Raw genomic sequence first — 15084 nt, 5'->3', positions numbered from 1 at the left:
GGCCATGAACAACGCCATTACCCGTCTCAAGTGGATCTTCCTCGGCGTCTTCGCCATCGGGGTCGTCGCCGTCTGGGCCTATCACATCATCTGGGCCTGGCCGGCCAAGAAGTGCGAGGGCGAGGGCCGCTGGTGGGAAGGGAAGACGCTGACCTGCGTGACGCCGGTCTACCTTCCCGACATCACTGGCCGGCCGGCCGGCGTCAGCCGCGAGGACTGGTCCAAGCAGCAGGCCGCCAGGAAGCTGCAGCGTGAGCGGCTGGGCGAGCGGGCCGTGGCCGGACAGCCTGATCCCGCGACTGCCCAGCCGGCTGAAAAGCCGGTGGCGAAACCGGCCGAAGCGCCGGCCAAGAAGTAGCTAGCGATTGGCCCCCGGCGTCCACAGGACGTCGCCGGCGCCCTTGCCGTTGGCCCAGCGGCTGGCCACGAACAGCAGGTCCGACAGGCGGTTGAGGAACTTCACCGCCTCGGGGCTGACGACCTCGTCCTCGAGGGCGGCCAGGGCGACCGCATCGCGCTCGGCCCGGCGGCAGACAGTGCGGGCCAGGTGCAGGGCCGCCGCCGCCGGCGTGCCGCCCGGCAGGACGAAGCTGGTCAGGTCCGACAGCTCGCTGTTGAGGAGGTCGATCTCCCGCTCCAGCCGCTCGACCTGGCTGGCAAGGATGCGCAGCGGCTCCCACGCCAGCTTCTGGCCGCGATCAGGCGTGGCCAGATCGGCGCCGAGATCGAAGAGGTCGTTCTGGGCCCGCATCAGAATTCCGTCGAGCACAGGATCGCCGGCGGTGTGCAGGCGGACCAGGCCCAGGCAGGCGTTGGTCTCGTCCACCGCGCCATAGGCGCCCACGCGCGGGTGGGTCTTGCTGACCGGCTCGCCGCTGGCCAGCCGGGTCGTGCCGCCGTCGCCCGTGCGGGTGTAGATCCTGTTGAGCGTCACCATCAGTGGGTCGTCCGCCACCAGTAGGCGCCGATCAGCACGATGACGGCGATGAACTGCATCAGCACCCGAAGCCGCATCAGCTTGTTCGACCGCGACCGACCGTAGTCCCCGCCCTTGAAAAGGGCATAGAGCCCGAAACACAGGGTGACGAGCACCGCGATGAGGGCGGCCGGGATCAGGATGTCGAATATGTCGCGCACGGAAACGCTCTTAGCGGGTTCCGCTTAACGCCGGAATCAGAATCGATGGGCAAAACTAAAACCGCAGTTGTGGAACCCTCGTTCGGCGCCATATGTTCAGTGACCGTGTTCGGTGAGTTCAATTGTCACATTCCACCCCAGAATGGGTCGTGATAGCGGTGACATCGGCGTTTTTGTTAAGTTTCCCTTGCGTGACAATTTGTCTTGATCTCGTCGTAATCAGCCGCTACACGCCCGCCCCCGGTCGTTGAAGCCGGTTCGTTGAACATGATCGACCCCTTACCGCGGATCGGTTCGACGCACGAAACAGCGGGAAGGCATGAGAGGCGCACTATGGCAGCCATGCCTGCGCCGGCGGAGCAATCGCCGGCCGATGAAATGAGTGACGCGTTGGCGGAAGTCCGTCAGCTGATCGTCGACCTGCGCGACGCCGCGCAGGACGGCCGTGAACTGGCCCGCCGTTATTCCGAGATTTTGCAGAACGTAGTCGATGAGTACTGCGTTGAGTTTGAGCAGCGCGCCGAGAGCGCCCTGACCCGTCTGGAGTCCATTCGATGAACCACATCCCGATGCGCGTGATCGCCTCCCCGGCCGTGCGTCCCGCCAAGCCGACCCGCCGGGCGCTCGCCAAGCAGCGCACCCGTGAGAAGGTTCTGGCCGCCGCCCGTCAACTGTTCACCGAGCGTGGCTACGAAGGCGCCACGATCCGTGACATCGCCAAGGCCGCCGGCATGTCGACCGGCGCCGTGTTCGCCAGCTTCGCCGACAAGAGCGAACTGTTCGACGAGATCCTGGCCCAGGACTACGCCCTGCTTGGCGAAGCCATGCAGGACGCCGCCAACAATGGCGAAACCGTCGACAAGGCCCTGACCGACCTGTTCAGCGTCGCCTACCGCTTCCACATGAGCCAGCTGCCGCTGCTCCAGGCCGGCATCTCCGCCAGCTGGACCCGCACCGAAGCCGGCGAAAAGCGCAACCGTGAAGCCCTGAAGCCGGTGATGACCATGGTCAGCGACACGCTGCGCCGTGGCGTCGAGCGCGGCGAACTGTCGCAGCGCGCCGACCTGCGCTTGATCGCGGGCGTTCTGTGGGACGTTTACCTTGCCGGCTACCGTCGCGCTGTCTTCGACGGCTGGACGGCGGACGACCTGACCTCGCGTCTGTCGGACCAGATCAATCTGATCCTGGCCGGCGCGCGTACGTAAGGCAGAACGGACAAGACGCCCCGACGGGACTCGGGGCGTCTTTTCTATCGGACTAACCCCGGGGGAGCTGGTTTGGGGGTAAGGGACACACAGAAGGCCGCGACGCGCGAGAAGGTGCTGTCGGCGGCCCGCGATCTCTTCCACGAGATCGGCTACGACGAGACGACGATCCGCGCCATCGCGGACCGCGCCGGCGTGTCCGTGGGCAGTGTGTTCACGACCTTCAGCTCCAAGGCCGACGTGCTCAGCCAGGTGATGGCCGACCGCGTCGAACCCCTGCAGGAGGAGCTCACCCGGGTTCTGCCCTATCTGCGCGGCTCGACCTGTGACCGGCTGTGCTCGATCTTCGCGATCCACTACGACTTCGAATGCCGGCGGGTGAAGCTGTTCCTGGCCCACATCGCGGCCAGCTATAATCCCTCGCTGGAAGAGACGACGACGCCGTTCGGCCGCAACGCCGGCTTTCAGGCCATGCTGCGCGAGACCCTGACCGAGGGCATCACCCGGGGCGACGTCAGTCCCGACGCCGACCTCGACGTGATCCTGCAGCTGCTGATCGCCGCCTACGCCTGGAACTACAGCCTGGCCGCCCAGCTGGGCGCCGACGCCGTGGCCTTGACCGCGCGGATGGACAGGCAGATCGAGCTGATCATGAACGGCGCCCGGCCGCAGGTGGGGGCCCTCGGCGCGGTCTAGTTCCCGTCTTCCAACAGGCGCCGCGCGATCACCTGGGCCTGAATTTCCCCGGCCCCTTCGAAGATGTTCAAGATTCGCGCGTCGGCCAGCACGCGGCTGACCTCGTATTCCATGGCAAAGCCGTTGCCGCCGTGGATCTGCAGGGCGTTGTCGGCGGCGGCCCAGGCGACGCGGGCGGCGATCAGCTTGGCCATGCCGGCTTCCAGGTCACAGCGCTTGCCCTCGTCCTTCTGGCGCGCGGCGTAGTAGGTCAGTTGGCGCACCCCCATCAGCTCGGCCGCCATCATCGCCAGCTTGTTAGCCACGCGCGGAAAGCCGAAGATCGGCCCGCCGAACTGCTTGCGGTCGAGGGCGTAGTTCAGCCCCAGTTCGAGCCCGCGCTGGGCCACGCCGACGGCGCGGGCCGCGGTCTGGATGCGGGCGCTCTCGAAGGTGGCCATCAGCTGCTTGAAGCCCTGGCCCGGCGTGCCGCCCAGAAGGTTGGCGGCCGGCACGGTGAAGCCGTCGAAGCCGATCTCGTATTCCTTCATGCCGCGATAGCCGATCACCCCGATCTCGCCGCCGCTCATGCCGGGCGTCGGGAACGGTCCGCTCTCGTCGCCGCGCAGCTTGGGGGCCAGCAGCATGGAGAGGCCGCGATAGTCAGTGGTGTCCGGCTCGGTGCGGACCAGCAGGGTCATGACGTCGGCCCGGGCCGCATGGGTGATCCAGGTCTTGGCGCCGGTGACGACGTACTGATCGCCTTCGAGCACGGCGCGGGTGCGCAGCGAGCCCAGGTCCGATCCCGTGTTGGGTTCGGTGAAGACCGCGGTCGGCAGAATTTCGGCGCTGGCGATCTTCGGCAGCCACTCGTCCTTCTGCGCCTCTGTGCCGCCGGTCAGGATCAATTCGGCGGCGATCTCCGAGCGGGTGGCCAGCGAGCCGACGCCGATCCAGGCGCGGCTCAGTTCCTCCGAGACGACGCACATGGCGGTCTTGCCCATGCCGGCGCCGCCGTATTCCTCCGGAATGGTCAGGCCGAAGACGCCCAGGTCACCCAGTTCCTTGACCAGCTCCAGCGGGATCAGTTCGTCGCTCAGGTGCCACTGGTGGGCGAAGGGGATGACCTTCTCCTCCGCGAAGCTGTGGAACTGGTCGCGGATCATCTCGAAGGTTTCGTCGAGGCCCGTGTCCTCCACCGTCGCCTTGCCGCGTGCGTCTGCGACCAGCCGGGCCACCCGGCTCTTCACCGCCTGGCCGCCGCCGGCGGTGAGGAAGCGGACCAGGGCCGGGGCGAACAGCCGGTTCATGGTCTCGCGGCTGTCGGTCAGGTCGGCCGGGCGGACGATCTCGCCCTGGTTCATCGGAATGCCGCCGACCAGCTGGGCGCTGTATTCCGCGAACAGCAGCTGGGCCAGGAGGGCGTCGGTCTCGCTGAACTTGCCGGCGGCTTCCAGGGCGCCGGCCCAGCCGGCCACCTGGGTCATCAGCTCGGCGTAGGAGGCATACCAGCCAAAGCCGTGCACGGCGTGCTGTTCGGCGTCGGCCAGCTTGCGGTCGATGCGGTCGCCGGCGGTTATCTTCGCCTTCACCGCGCCTTTGGCCTCGGCCACGAAAGCCTGGGCTTCGGCGGCGGCGTCGCGCAGCAGGCCGGTCAGACCATCCAGGATCAGGCTGTCTTCGGCAGCGGACGCGGCGACGGTCATGCAATGATCTCCCGGGATTCTTGTGCGGCGCACTCTATGTATCTCGCAAACGCACATTAGACAGCCGATGGGCGCATTATTTTACCGCGGCGTCGCCGGAGCGGCTAACCTCGCCGAAACACCAGGGAGGCCCAATGCTCACCGTCCACCACCTCAACGAAAGCCGCTCGCAGCGCATCCTCTGGCTGCTGGAGGAGCTGGGCCTGCCCTACGAGATCAAGTTCTACAGCCGCGACGCCACCACCCGCCTGGCCCCGCCGGAGCTGAAAGCCGTCCACCCGCTCGGCAAGAGCCCGGTGATCACCGACGGCGACATGACGGTCATCGAGAGCGGCGCCATCATCGACTACATCATCCGTCGGCACGCCAACGGCCGCATGGCGCCCGACGCCGCGACCCCGGCCTATGACCACTATCAGCAGTGGCTGCACTACGCCGAAGGCAGCGCCATGCTGCCCCTGATGCTCAACATGTATGTCAGCCGCCTCGGCGAAGGCGGCGCGCCGCTCAGCCCCCGCATCGAGAGCGAGATCGCCAACCATCTGTCCTATGTCGAACAGAGCCTGGCCGGCCGCGACTTCCTGCTCGGCGGTGAACCGACCGGCGCCGACGCCCAGATGAGCTTCATCCCCGAGGTCGCCAAGGCCATGGGCAAGTTGCCCAGCTATCCCAACATGGCCGCCTGGATCGAACGCATCCACGCCCGCCCGGCCTGGAAGCGCGGGCTGGAAAAGGGTGGCCCCTACGCGCTCGGCGCCTGACCGATCTCGTACAGGCGAGCGGGCCAGACTCCCGATCCGGCGGCCTCCAGCAGGTCGCCGATCGTCAGGCCGGCCGTCTGGAACAGGACCGGAGAGCCGCCCCTCGTCGCCAGCCGGTACGGCAGGGACATCCGGACCGCATCCGGGACCTTCACGTCAAAGGCGTCCTCGACATCGTCCAGCAGGTCGGGAATGAGCGTCGGGTGGATGCCGATGTCCGCCTCCAGGCGGGTTGTCGGCTGGAAGTCCCGCGACCCGTCTCCAGGGAGGTGATCGTCGATCGCCTGGATCAGCCTGGCCATCAGGGCATGGGTCACCCGAACGGATCGTCCAGATAGCCGTCGAGGAAGTCGAACACCGTCGCCTTGAGCAGGGCGTGCGGGATGGCGTTGAAGTGGTCGCAACCCTGGACGGTGACCGCCTTGGCGCCGCGGATGTGGTCGGCCAGCCCCTGCGGGTCGCCGGCCAGCGCGTCGCGGGCCCCGGCCACGACCAGGGTCGGCACGCCGATGGCGAAGAGGTCGTCGGGCGTGATCGTCAGGCTCTCGGCGCGGGAGGCGGCGGCCAGGGCCAGGCGGTCCTCGCCCTGTTCGTCGGCGAACTGGCGGAAGCTCTGCAGCATGGGTTCGGGAATCGTCGCGGGGTCGTCGGCCTCCATGGCCTTGCCCATGGCGTCGTCGCGCGGTGAGGGGGTGAACAGCCGCTCGCCAATGCCGCCGACCACCAGCTGGTCGATCCGGTCCGGCGCCGTCATGGCCAGTGACAGGGCCAGCCGCGCGCCCATCGAATAGCCGACGACATCGGCCCGCGCGACGCCCAGGTGATCGAGCAGCTCGGTGAGGTCGGCCAGCCGCCGCTCCGGCGCGTAAGAGGCCGGATCATGCGGTTTGTCGCTCCGGCCGTGGCCGCGCGTGTCGGGGGCGATGACCCGCTGGCCGCGCCGCTCGAAGGCGGCGTACCAGCCGGTGCGCTTCCAGCCCTCGTCGCGGTTGGAGGCGAAGCCGTGGATCAGCAGCACCGGCTTGCCGTCCGGAACACCGGCGTCGTCATAGGAAATGGTAACGCCATCACTGGCGGTGAACTCGGCCATCAGCCCCCCTTGCCCGGTTCGAAGAGTTCGACGGCATTGCCCGACGGATCTTCACACAGGGCCTGCGATCCCCCCGGACCGCTGACAATTGGACCTCGAAACGCTACCCCGCTTTGGGTCATGCGCGCCACCAGTCCCGCCAGGTCGTCGACGACCAGCACGATCCGGTTCCAGCCACCCGGCGCCGGTTGTGCGCCGCCCTCCAGCGTCTTGCCGGCCGAGGAGGTCGGTCCCGCCAGCCACAGGTCCTGATCGCCGCGTACGACGATGGCCATGGCCGGGCCAAACCGCTGGCGCACCTCGAAGCCGAGGGCCTCGGTGTAGAAGGCGACAGCCGCCGCCACGTCGTGAACCAGGTACCGCGCGGTCGCCATTCGGCGTTTCTCTCCCTGCGTGTAGAGTGACTGCCCGAAACGGGTCGGTCCAGTCCCCACAGTGAGTCGCGTTTTGCCGCGACCTACCGCGCGTTCGCCGAGGCGATGGCGGCCCGAACCGTCAGGGCCTGAACCGTCTCGCGCACGTCGTGCACGCGGATCATTTCGACGCCGGCAGCGGCGCCGGCCAGCGCCGCCGCCAGGGAGCCGCCGAGCCGGGCGTCCGCGTCCTTGCCCTGCGGGTCGAGGCTGGCGATGAACCGCTTGCGGCTGGCCCCCAGCAGGATCGGGTAACCAGTCGCCACGAAGCGGGGCAGGGCGGCCAGCAGGGCGAGGTTATGGGCCACGGTCTTGCCAAAGCCGATGCCGGGGTCGAGCCGGATGAATTCGCGCGCCACCCCGGCCGCGATGGCCGCCTCGGCGCGGGCCAGCAGGAAGGATTCCACCTCGGCCACGACATCGTCGTATCGGGGATCGTCCTGCATGGTGCGGGGCTCGCCCTGCATGTGCATCAGCACGACCTCGCAGCGCAGGTCAGCGGCGGTCTCCAGGGCGCCTGGGCCGGTGAGGGCGGCGACGTCGTTCCAGATGCTGGCGCCGGCGGCGATGGCGGCCCGGGCGACGGCGGGCTTCATAGTGTCGATGGAGATCGGGACCCCGGCGTCCGCCAGGCCTTCGATGACGGGCAGGACGCGGGTGATCTCTTCTTCCGCCGAGACCGCCGCTGCGCCGGGACGCGTCGACTCGCCGCCGATGTCGAGCAGGTCGGCGCCGTCGGCGATCAGCTTGCGGCCGTGAGCGATAGCCGCCGCCGTCGTGTCATAGCGCCCGCCGTCGGAGAAACTGTCCGGCGTGACGTTGACGATGCCCCAAATCTTGGGACCCATGACTTTGGGGCGCTCTGGGGGGCGCTCTGGGGTTTCCCACATTTTTGAGTGATGCGGCGCCGCCGCTCATCGCGCAAGGAAGAGGGGAAGGGGATTTTCAGATGAAACGCATGCTTCTAGCCGCGAGCCTGTCTCTGGGCCTGGCGACCTCGTCCGTCGCCCAGAGCCCGCCCGCGCCCTACCTGCCGCCGCTGCCGAGGCCCAAGGTCCATCTGGCCCCGCCGCAATCGCTCTCGCCCCTCGCCGTCAGCCTCGACCAGTTCACCCGGGGCACCCTGCGTTTCATCATCCTGCATGAGCTCGGCCACGGCCTGGTCAGCCTCTACGACCTGCCGGTGCTGGGCCGTGAGGAGGACGCCGCCGACCGTTTCGCCACCTTCTGGATGTCGCCCGACAGCCAGGGCGAGGACGGCACCGACGCCATCGCCGCCATGGAATGGTGGCTGGCCTCGGCCAGGCAGAGCGACGCCACCCGCGACCAGCTGCCCTGGTGGGACGAGCACGGCATGGACGAGCAGCGGGCCTACCAGATCGCCTGCCTGCTCTACGGCGCCTCGCCGGCCGACTTCGGGCCCCTGGCCGGGCGGATGGGCATCCCCGAGCGCAGCCGCCAGCGCTGCCTGAACGAGGCGATCCAGAACAACAACAGCTGGTCCCGCCTGCTCAAAGGCCAGGTCAGCCAGCTGCGCAATCTCGACGGCTACTTCACCAGCCTGACCTATGAGACGCCCGGCGAGGCGACGGCACAGGCGGCGGGGGTCGCCCAGCGCTACCAGATCCTCGAGGAGGCCCGGGGGATCATCCGCCAGTTCAAGTACACCGACGTCAACACCACGGTGAAGCTGGTGGCCCGTGACTGCGGCAGGTCCAACGCCTTCTGGGACGGCGAGGCGAAGGAACTGATCCTCTGCTACGAGCTGGTCGATGAGGTCGTCGCCACCGGCGTCGCGGCGGGCTTCAGGAACCGGTCATGAAAAACCCCCGGTCCTTGTGGGCCGGGGGTTGATCTCTAGTCCGCGGACCTGGCCGTGGCCGTTCCGGGCCTCGGCGACAGAGGCACCGAGACCGACGGGCCACCGGGGCGGCGCGGCTCGCTGTCCTCGCGGACGGGCTTGACGCCCTGCAGCAGGTTGGTGATTTCCTCGCCGCTGAGGGTCTCGTACTCCAGCAGACCCTGGGCGACGATCTCCAGATCGGCGGCCTTCTCGGTCAGGATGCGCTTGGCCTCGTTGTATCCGTCGTCGACCAGGCGCTTGACCTCGGCGTCGATCTTGCGGGCGGTTTCTTCGGAGACGTTCTGGGTCCGGGCCACGGAATGGCCGAGGAACACCTCTTCCTGGTTATCGCCGTAAGCCACGAAGCCCAGTTCGTCCGAATAGCCCCACTGGGTGACCATGGCGCGGGCCAGGTTGGTCGCCGCCTTGATGTCGCTGCTGGCGCCGGAGGTGATGTTCTCCTTGCCGAAGATCAGCTCCTCGGCGACCCGGCCGGCCATCATGATGGCGAGGCGCGAGGTCATCTGGACGTACTTCATCGAATAGCGGTCGCCCTCGGGCAGCTGCATGACCATGCCCAGAGCGCGGCCACGGGGCACGATGGTGGCCTTGTGCACCGGGTCGGCCGAGGGAACGTTCATGGCCACCAGGGCGTGGCCGCCCTCGTGGTAGGCGGTGTTGCGCTTTTCTTCCTCGCTCATGGCCATCGAGCGGCGCTCGGCGCCCATCATGACCTTGTCCTTGGCGTGCTCGAAGTCGTGCATGGTGACCATGCGGCGGTTCTTGCGGGCGGCGGCCAGGGCAGCTTCATTGACCAGGTTGGCCAGATCGGCGCCGGAGAAGCCGGGGGTGCCGCGGGCCAGGGTTTTCACATCAACATCGGCGGACAGCGGCACGTTGCGCATGTGGACGCGCAGGATCTTCTCACGGCCTGAAACGTCGGGGTTGGGCACCACGACCTGGCGGTCGAAGCGGCCCGGACGCAGCAGGGCCGGATCCAGAACGTCGGGACGGTTGGTGGCGGCGATCAGGATGATGCCTTCGTTGGCCTCGAAGCCGTCCATTTCGACCAGCAGCTGGTTGAGGGTCTGCTCGCGCTCGTCGTTGCCGCCGCCGAGCCCGGCGCCGCGATGGCGGCCGACGGCGTCGATTTCGTCGATGAAGATGATGCAGGGGGCGTTCTTCTTGGCCTGCTCGAACATGTCGCGCACGCGGCTGGCGCCGACGCCGACGAACATTTCCACGAAGTCGGAGCCCGAGATGGTGAAGAAGGGCACGCCCGCCTCACCCGCGACAGCGCGGGCGATCAGCGTCTTGCCGGTGCCGGGAGGGCCGACCAGCAGGGCGCCCTTGGGGATCTTGCCGCCCAGGCGCTGGAACTTGGCCGGGTCCTTCAGGAAATCGACGATCTCCTGCAGCTCTTCCTTGGCCTCATCGACGCCGGCGACGTCATCGAAGGTGATGCGGTTCTTGTTCTCGGTCAGCAGACGGGCCTTGGACTTGCCAAAGCCCATGGCGCCCCGGGCGCCGCCCTGCATCTGGCGCATGAAGAAGATCCACACCCCGATCAGCAGCAGGATCGGCAGGGCGCCGGACAGCAGGCTGAGCAGGTTGAACTTGTCGCCGCGCGGGAAGCTGACGTCGATGCCCTTGGCTTCCAGACGTTTCAGCAGGTCCTCGGTCGGCGGGGCGGTGGTGAAGTAGCTGACCTTGGGGTCGGCCGTGCTCAGGCGCACGCGGGTCGACGACTGCCAGTCGAGCTTGCGGATCTCGCCGGAGTCGACCTTGGTCAGCATGGTCGAATAGCTGATGTCGCCGCCCGGCTTGGCGCCGGCAGGGCTGAGCGTCTGGTTGTTGCCGCTCAGCACGCTGTAGATGCCGATCATGACGACGACGATGACGCCCCAGACCGCGAAATTCCGCAAATTCATGCTGTCTACTCAGGTCCGCAAAAAGGGTTGTGACACATCAATGTAGGACGCCGCCTTCGGGTTCGCCACGATCTGCGACCGAACGCGCATCCGCCTCCTTTGTGATCAGGCCCAACGCCGCTTCGAAACGGGGCCGGACCAGCGATCGGATACGGACAGACGGGCTAGCTGCAAGGATCGGGCAAGTCCACCCCCCGGCGCCGTCGCTGACCAGCGGCAGCCCGCCCCGGACGGCGGTTGGCAGGGCTTTCAGAGCCGATTGCTGGGATTTTGGCAGTTTGGCCGAGTGTCCCCAAAGTGGTTGTACCGTCAGGCCTGGCGCGGTGGCGGTCAGTTCGAAACGGCCGTCGAACACGGCTGGTTCGTTTTGGCACAACGGCAAGAGCGGCAAGGGGGCGCGCGACAATTCGCCGGCCTCCCGGTAGACGGTGATGTGGTCGCCGGCGGCTTCGATGCGGGCGCCGGCGAGGGTGGCGACACCGTCCGCCATGGCGAGGATCACATTCAGCTGTTCGGTGCGCGGCGGGGTGCTGGTTCCGGCGGCGCAGAGGCAGGCGGCGGCGAGTACCTGGGCGGGGGCGTCGCGCAAGAGCGTGATCTCGCCGCATTCGCCAACGCGAGCTTCAACGTTGGCGCGGGGGCCTCGGGGCAGTTCGGCAGGACGGGCGAGCGCGCCAGACAGACGGGCCCGAGCCCGGGCGAACCGCAGGTCGAGGTTGGCCGGGTCGTCGATCCAGCGGACGCCCTTGGCGGCCAACCAATCCTGAAGCTCGCCGCGCTTCAGTCCCAGCAGGGGCCGCAGCACGAAGACGTCCCGCCCCTCCGGCCAGACGGGCGATGGTCCCCACTCTCGCGCATCCGGCACTGACGACCCCTCCGCCCGCATGGCGGCGCTTTCGCCAAGGTCGCTGGCGGTGTGGCCCATCAACAGAACCCTCGCCCCGGCGTCGCGGGCGGCCCGGGCCAGAAGGGCGTGTCGGGCGGCGCGGGCGGCTGCGGGCAGGCCGGTCTTCGGTTTGTCGCCCTCCCACACCAGGGTCCGGTGGGCCCGGCCCCGTTCGGCGGCCAACGCGGCACAGCGCTCCGCCCAGGCGGCGCTGTCTCCCTGTAGCCGGTGATCAACGGTCAGGGCGATGACCGGTCGGCCGTTCATCCGGCCCCAGGCGCTGACCAGCAGGAACAGGGCGAGCGAATCCGAACCGCCGGACAGGGCCACGGCCAGGGGCGCGTCACTGTGGGTCTCGAGTCGCTCGTCGAGGACGGCGGCGACCCGCTCTGTGACCGGGTCGCGGACCTGGACGGTCAGCCCGCGCACTTGGCCTGCGCACGGACCGCCTGGGCCCGGGTGGTGACGCTGGCGGCGGCGTTGGGATAGCGGCGCGGCAGCTCGCCCAGCGCCTGGCAGGCGTCGCCGGGCAGCTTCTGGGCCACCAGGCTGCGGGCCAGTTCGACCACGGCGTCGGGGGCCCAGCTGGTCTTGGGCCAGCCGCGTACGGCGCCGAGATAGGCGCTGGCGGCCTTGGAGTTGTCGCCCCGGGCGCTCAGCGTCTTGCCCAGCCAGTAGCGGGCCTCGGGCGCCTTGGGGGTGTCGCCGAACTCGCCGACATAGCGGTCGAAGCTGACCTCGGCGGCCGAGTAGTCGCCGTCGGCCATCTGCTTGCGGCCGAGCGCGAACAGTTCGTCGGGATCGACCGGGGTGTCGGCGACCGCGGCCTGTTCCTCGGTCGGCGAGGCGGCGGCGGTCGCTTCCAGGGCGGCGATGCGGCCTTCCAAGGCGGCGAGGCGATCGGACAGACTCTTGTTGTTGGCTTCGGAGGTGGCCAGCGCCTGCTTGGTGCGGTCCAGGTCCATGCCGAGCTCTTCATTGCTCGCGTTGCTGCGGGTCAGGGTCTGTTCCAGATCGGCGACGCGGTCGGTCAGGGCGGCGACCATGCCGCCGGTCTCGGCGTCCTGCACGACGACGGGTTTGCCGCTGTCCCGGCCCTGGAAGACGATGGCGCGCAGCTCGCGGACCACCTTCTCCATCTTCTCCAGCCGCCTGACCGAGCGGTCGTCCAGCGGGTCGGGCATCGGGGTCTGGGCGACGGCGGCGAAGTGCACCGAGACGGCGATCAGCACCGCAAGGAACGGGGCGGCTTTCAGCGAGGAGGAGAGCGTCGGCTTCATGAGGGGCATCAAGTCCTGTGTCCGGCGTCAAATTTACGGCGAGCATACGAAAAAGGGGGCCGCGGATGCAGCCCCCTTTCCGCTGTTGCTGGGCCAGGGCCTAGTAGGCGCCGCTGGTGATGATGGTCTGGCCGTTGCGGTTCTGTTGGTAGGACTCTTCGTCCGTGCCCGGGTTGATCGGCCGTTCCTTGCCGTTCGACAGGGTCATGATCCGGCTGGGCGAGACGCCGCGCGAGACCAGGTAGTCCTTGACCGCGTTGGACCGGCGGCTGCCGAGGGCGAGGTTGTACTCGCGGGTGCCGCGTTCGTCGCAGTTGCCCTCGATGCGGATCGAGACGTTCGGGTAGCGGCGCAGCCAGGCGGCCTGGGCGTCGAGCACCGGCATGGCGTCGGCGCGGACGTCGTAGCTGTCGAGGTCGAAATAGACGAAGTCGCCGACGTTGATGATGAAGTCCTGGCTCGAGCCCGGGATCGGACGGGTATCGACGGGACCGGGACCCTTCGGCGGGGTGTAGGTCTGGCCGGAATCCCCCCTTGGCGGCGGATCGCCGGCGCCGGGGTTGGTCTTGGGCTTGGTCGCGCAGGCGGCCAGAGAGGCGGCGGCGACGGCCACCAGGGCCAGTCTCATGACGCTTTGGGTGTTGAAGCGCATGGCTTCCTCCTTCGGCTAGTTTTGTCGCGCCGATAGTGGCGCCGATCCTTGAACGCTTGCGACTTAAAACTCTGACCGGGCCTCACAATGCCGTGGGACTGCGACGCCCGGACAACAATTCTTCTGAGGATTGAACCCCCTGTTCCTGCCTAGTCCAGCAGAGGCGACCACGCCGGGTCGGACCCCGAGCCCCGATAGGGGGCCGGACGTAGAATGCGGCCGGTGATATCCACGTTCCACAGGCGCGGTTCGCCGCCCCGGCCCTCGCGGAAGAACATCAGCACCCGGCCGTTCGGGGCCCAGGTCGGACCCTCGTCGAGATAGCTTGTGGTCAGGATGCGTTCGTCCGAGCCATCGGGCTTCATGACCCCGATGTGGAACTGGCCGCCGGCCTGCTTGGTGAAGGCGATGAAGTCGCCCTTGGGGCTCCAGACCGGGGTGGTGTAGCGGCCGCCGCCCCTCGAGATCCGGCGCACGCCCGAGCCGTCGGAATTCATCACATAGAGCTGGGGCGAGCCGCCCCGGTCGGAGTTGAAGACGATCTGGCCGCCGTTGGGCGAGAAGCTGCCGGAGGTGTCGATGCCGGGATCGCTGGTCAGGCGCGTCTGGCCCCGGCTGCGCAGGTCCATCAGGTAGAGGTCGCTGTTGCCGTTCTTCTCGACGCTGAAGACGACGCGGTCGCCGCTCGGCGAAAAGCGCGGGGCGAAGACCATGCCGGGGAAGCGGCCGATGGTTTCCTGGCGGCCGGTCGAGATGTTGAACAGGTAGATCGACGACCCCGTCGGCCGCAGGGCCATGTAGGTGATCTCCTGGCTGTTGGCCGAGAAGCGCGGGGTCATGACGATGTAGCTGCCGTCGGTCAGGTAGCTGTTGTTGGCCCCGTCCTGGTCCATGATCGACAGGCGTTTGACGCGCTTTCCGCGCGGGCCGCTCTCGGCGATGAAGACGACGCGCGTGTCGAAATAGCCGCTCTCGCCGGTCAGGCGGGTGTAGATCTGGTCACTGATCTTGTGCGCCACGCGGCGCCAGTTTTCCGGCGTCGAGGTGAACTGCAGGCCGAGCAGCTGGGTCCCCGAGCCGATGTCCCACAGGCGGAAGTCGACGCGCAGGCGGCCGTCGCCCTCGGTGGTCACCTGGCCGTTGACCAGCACCTGGGTGTCGATGGTCTTCCAGCTCTCGAAATTGGGCTGGATGGCGATGTCGAGATTGCGCTCGGGGAAGGCGGCCGGATTGACCGGCGCGAACAGGCCCGACTGCTCGAGGTTGGCGCTGATGACGCTGGCGATGTCTCCGCCACGGCCGCCGCTGAAGGCGGGGATGGCGATCGGCACCGGCTTGAGGTTGCCCTGGTTGATGTCGACCTCGACCTGGGCGGTTGCGGCGCCTGGCAGGGCGGCCGTGCCGATAAACAGGGCGCAGAGCGCGAAGAGCAGGTGTCTGAAAGTCATAAGGGGCTCCTCAGGGCGCTTGGCTTCGCAGCCTTGCGGACATCGGGGACGGGATTG

18 protein-coding genes are annotated in these 15084 nt (G+C 68.1%); 6 read left to right on the top strand and 12 right to left on the bottom strand.

Annotated elements, in window-relative coordinates; translation table 11 throughout:
- Window positions 1–4 precede the first annotated feature (4 nt).
- Window positions 5–358: a hypothetical protein gene (locus tag AC2YG9_RS02655; RefSeq protein WP_487296366.1), complete on the top strand. Its 354-nt coding sequence runs from the start codon at window positions 5–7 to the stop codon at window positions 356–358.
- On the opposite strand, the gene AC2YG9_RS02650 is transcribed toward AC2YG9_RS02655, so the two are convergent.
- Both AC2YG9_RS02650 and AC2YG9_RS02645 read right to left on the bottom strand, forming a co-directional pair.
- Entirely contained in the window at window positions 359–937 is a 579-nt protein-coding gene (locus AC2YG9_RS02650; protein WP_487296911.1) for a cob(I)yrinic acid a,c-diamide adenosyltransferase, read from the bottom strand.
- A complete protein-coding gene (locus tag AC2YG9_RS02645; RefSeq protein WP_487296365.1) occupies window positions 937–1137 on the bottom strand; it encodes a twin transmembrane helix small protein in 201 nt (66 codons plus the stop codon). The genes AC2YG9_RS02650 and AC2YG9_RS02645 overlap by 1 nt, the downstream gene beginning before the upstream one ends.
- 333 nt (window positions 1138–1470) lie before the next feature.
- Here AC2YG9_RS02645 and AC2YG9_RS02640 point away from each other — a divergent pair, with 333 nt between their 5' ends.
- From AC2YG9_RS02640 to AC2YG9_RS02630, 3 genes are all read left to right on the top strand, one after another.
- Window positions 1471–1695 carry a hypothetical protein gene (locus tag AC2YG9_RS02640; RefSeq protein WP_487296364.1) on the top strand — a complete coding sequence of 75 codons (225 nt, stop codon included), beginning with the start codon at window positions 1471–1473 and terminating at the stop codon, window positions 1693–1695.
- The gene (locus AC2YG9_RS02635; RefSeq protein WP_487296363.1) at window positions 1692–2342 is read left to right on the top strand and encodes a TetR/AcrR family transcriptional regulator; all 651 of its coding nucleotides are present in this window, start codon (window positions 1692–1694) and stop codon (window positions 2340–2342) included. Before AC2YG9_RS02640 ends, AC2YG9_RS02635 begins: the two co-directional genes overlap by 4 nt.
- Before the next feature lie 72 nt (window positions 2343–2414).
- Window positions 2415–3038: a TetR/AcrR family transcriptional regulator gene (locus AC2YG9_RS02630; RefSeq protein WP_487296362.1), complete on the top strand. Its 624-nt coding sequence runs from the start codon at window positions 2415–2417 to the stop codon at window positions 3036–3038.
- Here the strand turns inward: AC2YG9_RS02630 and AC2YG9_RS02625 are convergent.
- Window positions 3035–4723, bottom strand: a complete 1689-nt coding sequence (locus AC2YG9_RS02625) for an acyl-CoA dehydrogenase family protein (protein WP_487296361.1) — start codon at window positions 4721–4723, stop codon at window positions 3035–3037. The two genes, AC2YG9_RS02630 and AC2YG9_RS02625, sit on opposite strands and share 4 nt — an antisense overlap.
- Window positions 4724–4857: 134 nt before the next feature.
- Here AC2YG9_RS02625 and AC2YG9_RS02620 point away from each other — a divergent pair, with 134 nt between their 5' ends.
- On the top strand, window positions 4858–5484 hold the full coding sequence (locus AC2YG9_RS02620) for a glutathione S-transferase family protein (protein ID WP_487296360.1): 627 nt from the start codon (window positions 4858–4860) through the stop codon (window positions 5482–5484).
- Here the strand turns inward: AC2YG9_RS02620 and AC2YG9_RS02615 are convergent.
- From AC2YG9_RS02615 to folP, 4 genes are all read right to left on the bottom strand, one after another.
- A complete protein-coding gene (locus tag AC2YG9_RS02615) occupies window positions 5466–5801 on the bottom strand; it encodes a hypothetical protein (protein WP_487296359.1) in 336 nt (111 codons plus the stop codon). The two genes, AC2YG9_RS02620 and AC2YG9_RS02615, sit on opposite strands and share 19 nt — an antisense overlap.
- On the bottom strand, window positions 5798–6574 hold the full coding sequence (locus tag AC2YG9_RS02610; protein WP_487296358.1) for an alpha/beta fold hydrolase: 777 nt from the start codon (window positions 6572–6574) through the stop codon (window positions 5798–5800). The genes AC2YG9_RS02615 and AC2YG9_RS02610 overlap by 4 nt, the downstream gene beginning before the upstream one ends.
- Window positions 6574–6948, bottom strand: a complete 375-nt coding sequence (locus AC2YG9_RS02605) for a VOC family protein (RefSeq protein ID WP_487296357.1) — start codon at window positions 6946–6948, stop codon at window positions 6574–6576. The genes AC2YG9_RS02610 and AC2YG9_RS02605 overlap by 1 nt, the downstream gene beginning before the upstream one ends.
- Window positions 6949–7031: 83 nt before the next feature.
- The gene (gene folP / locus AC2YG9_RS02600; protein ID WP_487296356.1) at window positions 7032–7835 is read right to left on the bottom strand and encodes a dihydropteroate synthase; all 804 of its coding nucleotides are present in this window, start codon (window positions 7833–7835) and stop codon (window positions 7032–7034) included.
- Between the two features lie 101 nt (window positions 7836–7936).
- On the opposite strand from folP, the gene AC2YG9_RS02595 reads away from it, so the two are divergent.
- A complete protein-coding gene (locus AC2YG9_RS02595) occupies window positions 7937–8809 on the top strand; it encodes a DUF4344 domain-containing metallopeptidase (protein WP_487296355.1) in 873 nt (290 codons plus the stop codon).
- Between the two features lie 35 nt (window positions 8810–8844).
- Here the strand turns inward: AC2YG9_RS02595 and ftsH are convergent, their stop codons facing one another.
- From ftsH to tolB, 5 genes are all read right to left on the bottom strand, one after another.
- Window positions 8845–10761 (bottom strand): ATP-dependent zinc metalloprotease FtsH, encoded by a 1917-nt coding sequence (ftsH, locus tag AC2YG9_RS02590; protein WP_487296354.1) that lies wholly within the window; start codon window positions 10759–10761, stop codon window positions 8845–8847.
- A 37-nt stretch (window positions 10762–10798) separates the two neighbouring features.
- The gene (gene tilS, locus AC2YG9_RS02585; RefSeq protein ID WP_487296353.1) at window positions 10799–12076 is read right to left on the bottom strand and encodes a tRNA lysidine(34) synthetase TilS; all 1278 of its coding nucleotides are present in this window, start codon (window positions 12074–12076) and stop codon (window positions 10799–10801) included.
- A complete protein-coding gene (gene ybgF, locus AC2YG9_RS02580; protein WP_487296352.1) occupies window positions 12064–12927 on the bottom strand; it encodes a tol-pal system protein YbgF in 864 nt (287 codons plus the stop codon). The genes tilS and ybgF overlap by 13 nt, the downstream gene beginning before the upstream one ends.
- Window positions 12928–13027: 100 nt before the next feature.
- A complete protein-coding gene (gene pal, locus AC2YG9_RS02575; protein WP_487296351.1) occupies window positions 13028–13579 on the bottom strand; it encodes a peptidoglycan-associated lipoprotein Pal in 552 nt (183 codons plus the stop codon).
- A 149-nt stretch (window positions 13580–13728) separates the two neighbouring features.
- Window positions 13729–15027 carry a Tol-Pal system beta propeller repeat protein TolB gene (gene tolB / locus AC2YG9_RS02570; protein ID WP_487296350.1) on the bottom strand — a complete coding sequence of 433 codons (1299 nt, stop codon included), beginning with the start codon at window positions 15025–15027 and terminating at the stop codon, window positions 13729–13731.
- Window positions 15028–15084 lie beyond the last annotated feature (57 nt).

The sequence above is a fragment of the Caulobacter sp. SRI_014 genome, from assembly GCF_057586315.1.
Note: the sequence above shows the minus strand (reverse complement) of the source record. Positions and strands in the feature narration are given on the sequence as shown.

What these genes read in the sequence shown, in the direction of transcription:
- AC2YG9_RS02610 (WP_487296358.1), bottom strand. Translation starts at nt 6,574, where the DNA reads ATGGCCGAGTTCACCGCCAGTGATGGCGTTACCATTTCCTATGACGAC.
- AC2YG9_RS02595 (WP_487296355.1), top strand. Translation starts at nt 7,937, where the DNA reads ATGAAACGCATGCTTCTAGCCGCGAGCCTGTCTCTGGGCCTGGCGACC.
- tolB (WP_487296350.1), bottom strand. Translation starts at nt 15,027, where the DNA reads ATGACTTTCAGACACCTGCTCTTCGCGCTCTGCGCCCTGTTTATCGGC.
- AC2YG9_RS02655 (WP_487296366.1), top strand. Translation starts at nt 5, where the DNA reads ATGAACAACGCCATTACCCGTCTCAAGTGGATCTTCCTCGGCGTCTTC.
- AC2YG9_RS02650 (WP_487296911.1), bottom strand. Translation starts at nt 937, where the DNA reads ATGGTGACGCTCAACAGGATCTACACCCGCACGGGCGACGGCGGCACG.
- AC2YG9_RS02625 (WP_487296361.1), bottom strand. Translation starts at nt 4,723, where the DNA reads ATGACCGTCGCCGCGTCCGCTGCCGAAGACAGCCTGATCCTGGATGGT.
- pal (WP_487296351.1), bottom strand. Translation starts at nt 13,579, where the DNA reads ATGCGCTTCAACACCCAAAGCGTCATGAGACTGGCCCTGGTGGCCGTC.
- AC2YG9_RS02640 (WP_487296364.1), top strand. Translation starts at nt 1,471, where the DNA reads ATGGCAGCCATGCCTGCGCCGGCGGAGCAATCGCCGGCCGATGAAATG.
- ybgF (WP_487296352.1), bottom strand. Translation starts at nt 12,927, where the DNA reads ATGAAGCCGACGCTCTCCTCCTCGCTGAAAGCCGCCCCGTTCCTTGCG.
- AC2YG9_RS02620 (WP_487296360.1), top strand. Translation starts at nt 4,858, where the DNA reads ATGCTCACCGTCCACCACCTCAACGAAAGCCGCTCGCAGCGCATCCTC.
- ftsH (WP_487296354.1), bottom strand. Translation starts at nt 10,761, where the DNA reads ATGAATTTGCGGAATTTCGCGGTCTGGGGCGTCATCGTCGTCGTCATG.
- folP (WP_487296356.1), bottom strand. Translation starts at nt 7,835, where the DNA reads ATGGGTCCCAAGATTTGGGGCATCGTCAACGTCACGCCGGACAGTTTC.
- AC2YG9_RS02605 (WP_487296357.1), bottom strand. Translation starts at nt 6,948, where the DNA reads ATGGCGACCGCGCGGTACCTGGTTCACGACGTGGCGGCGGCTGTCGCC.
- AC2YG9_RS02635 (WP_487296363.1), top strand. Translation starts at nt 1,692, where the DNA reads ATGAACCACATCCCGATGCGCGTGATCGCCTCCCCGGCCGTGCGTCCC.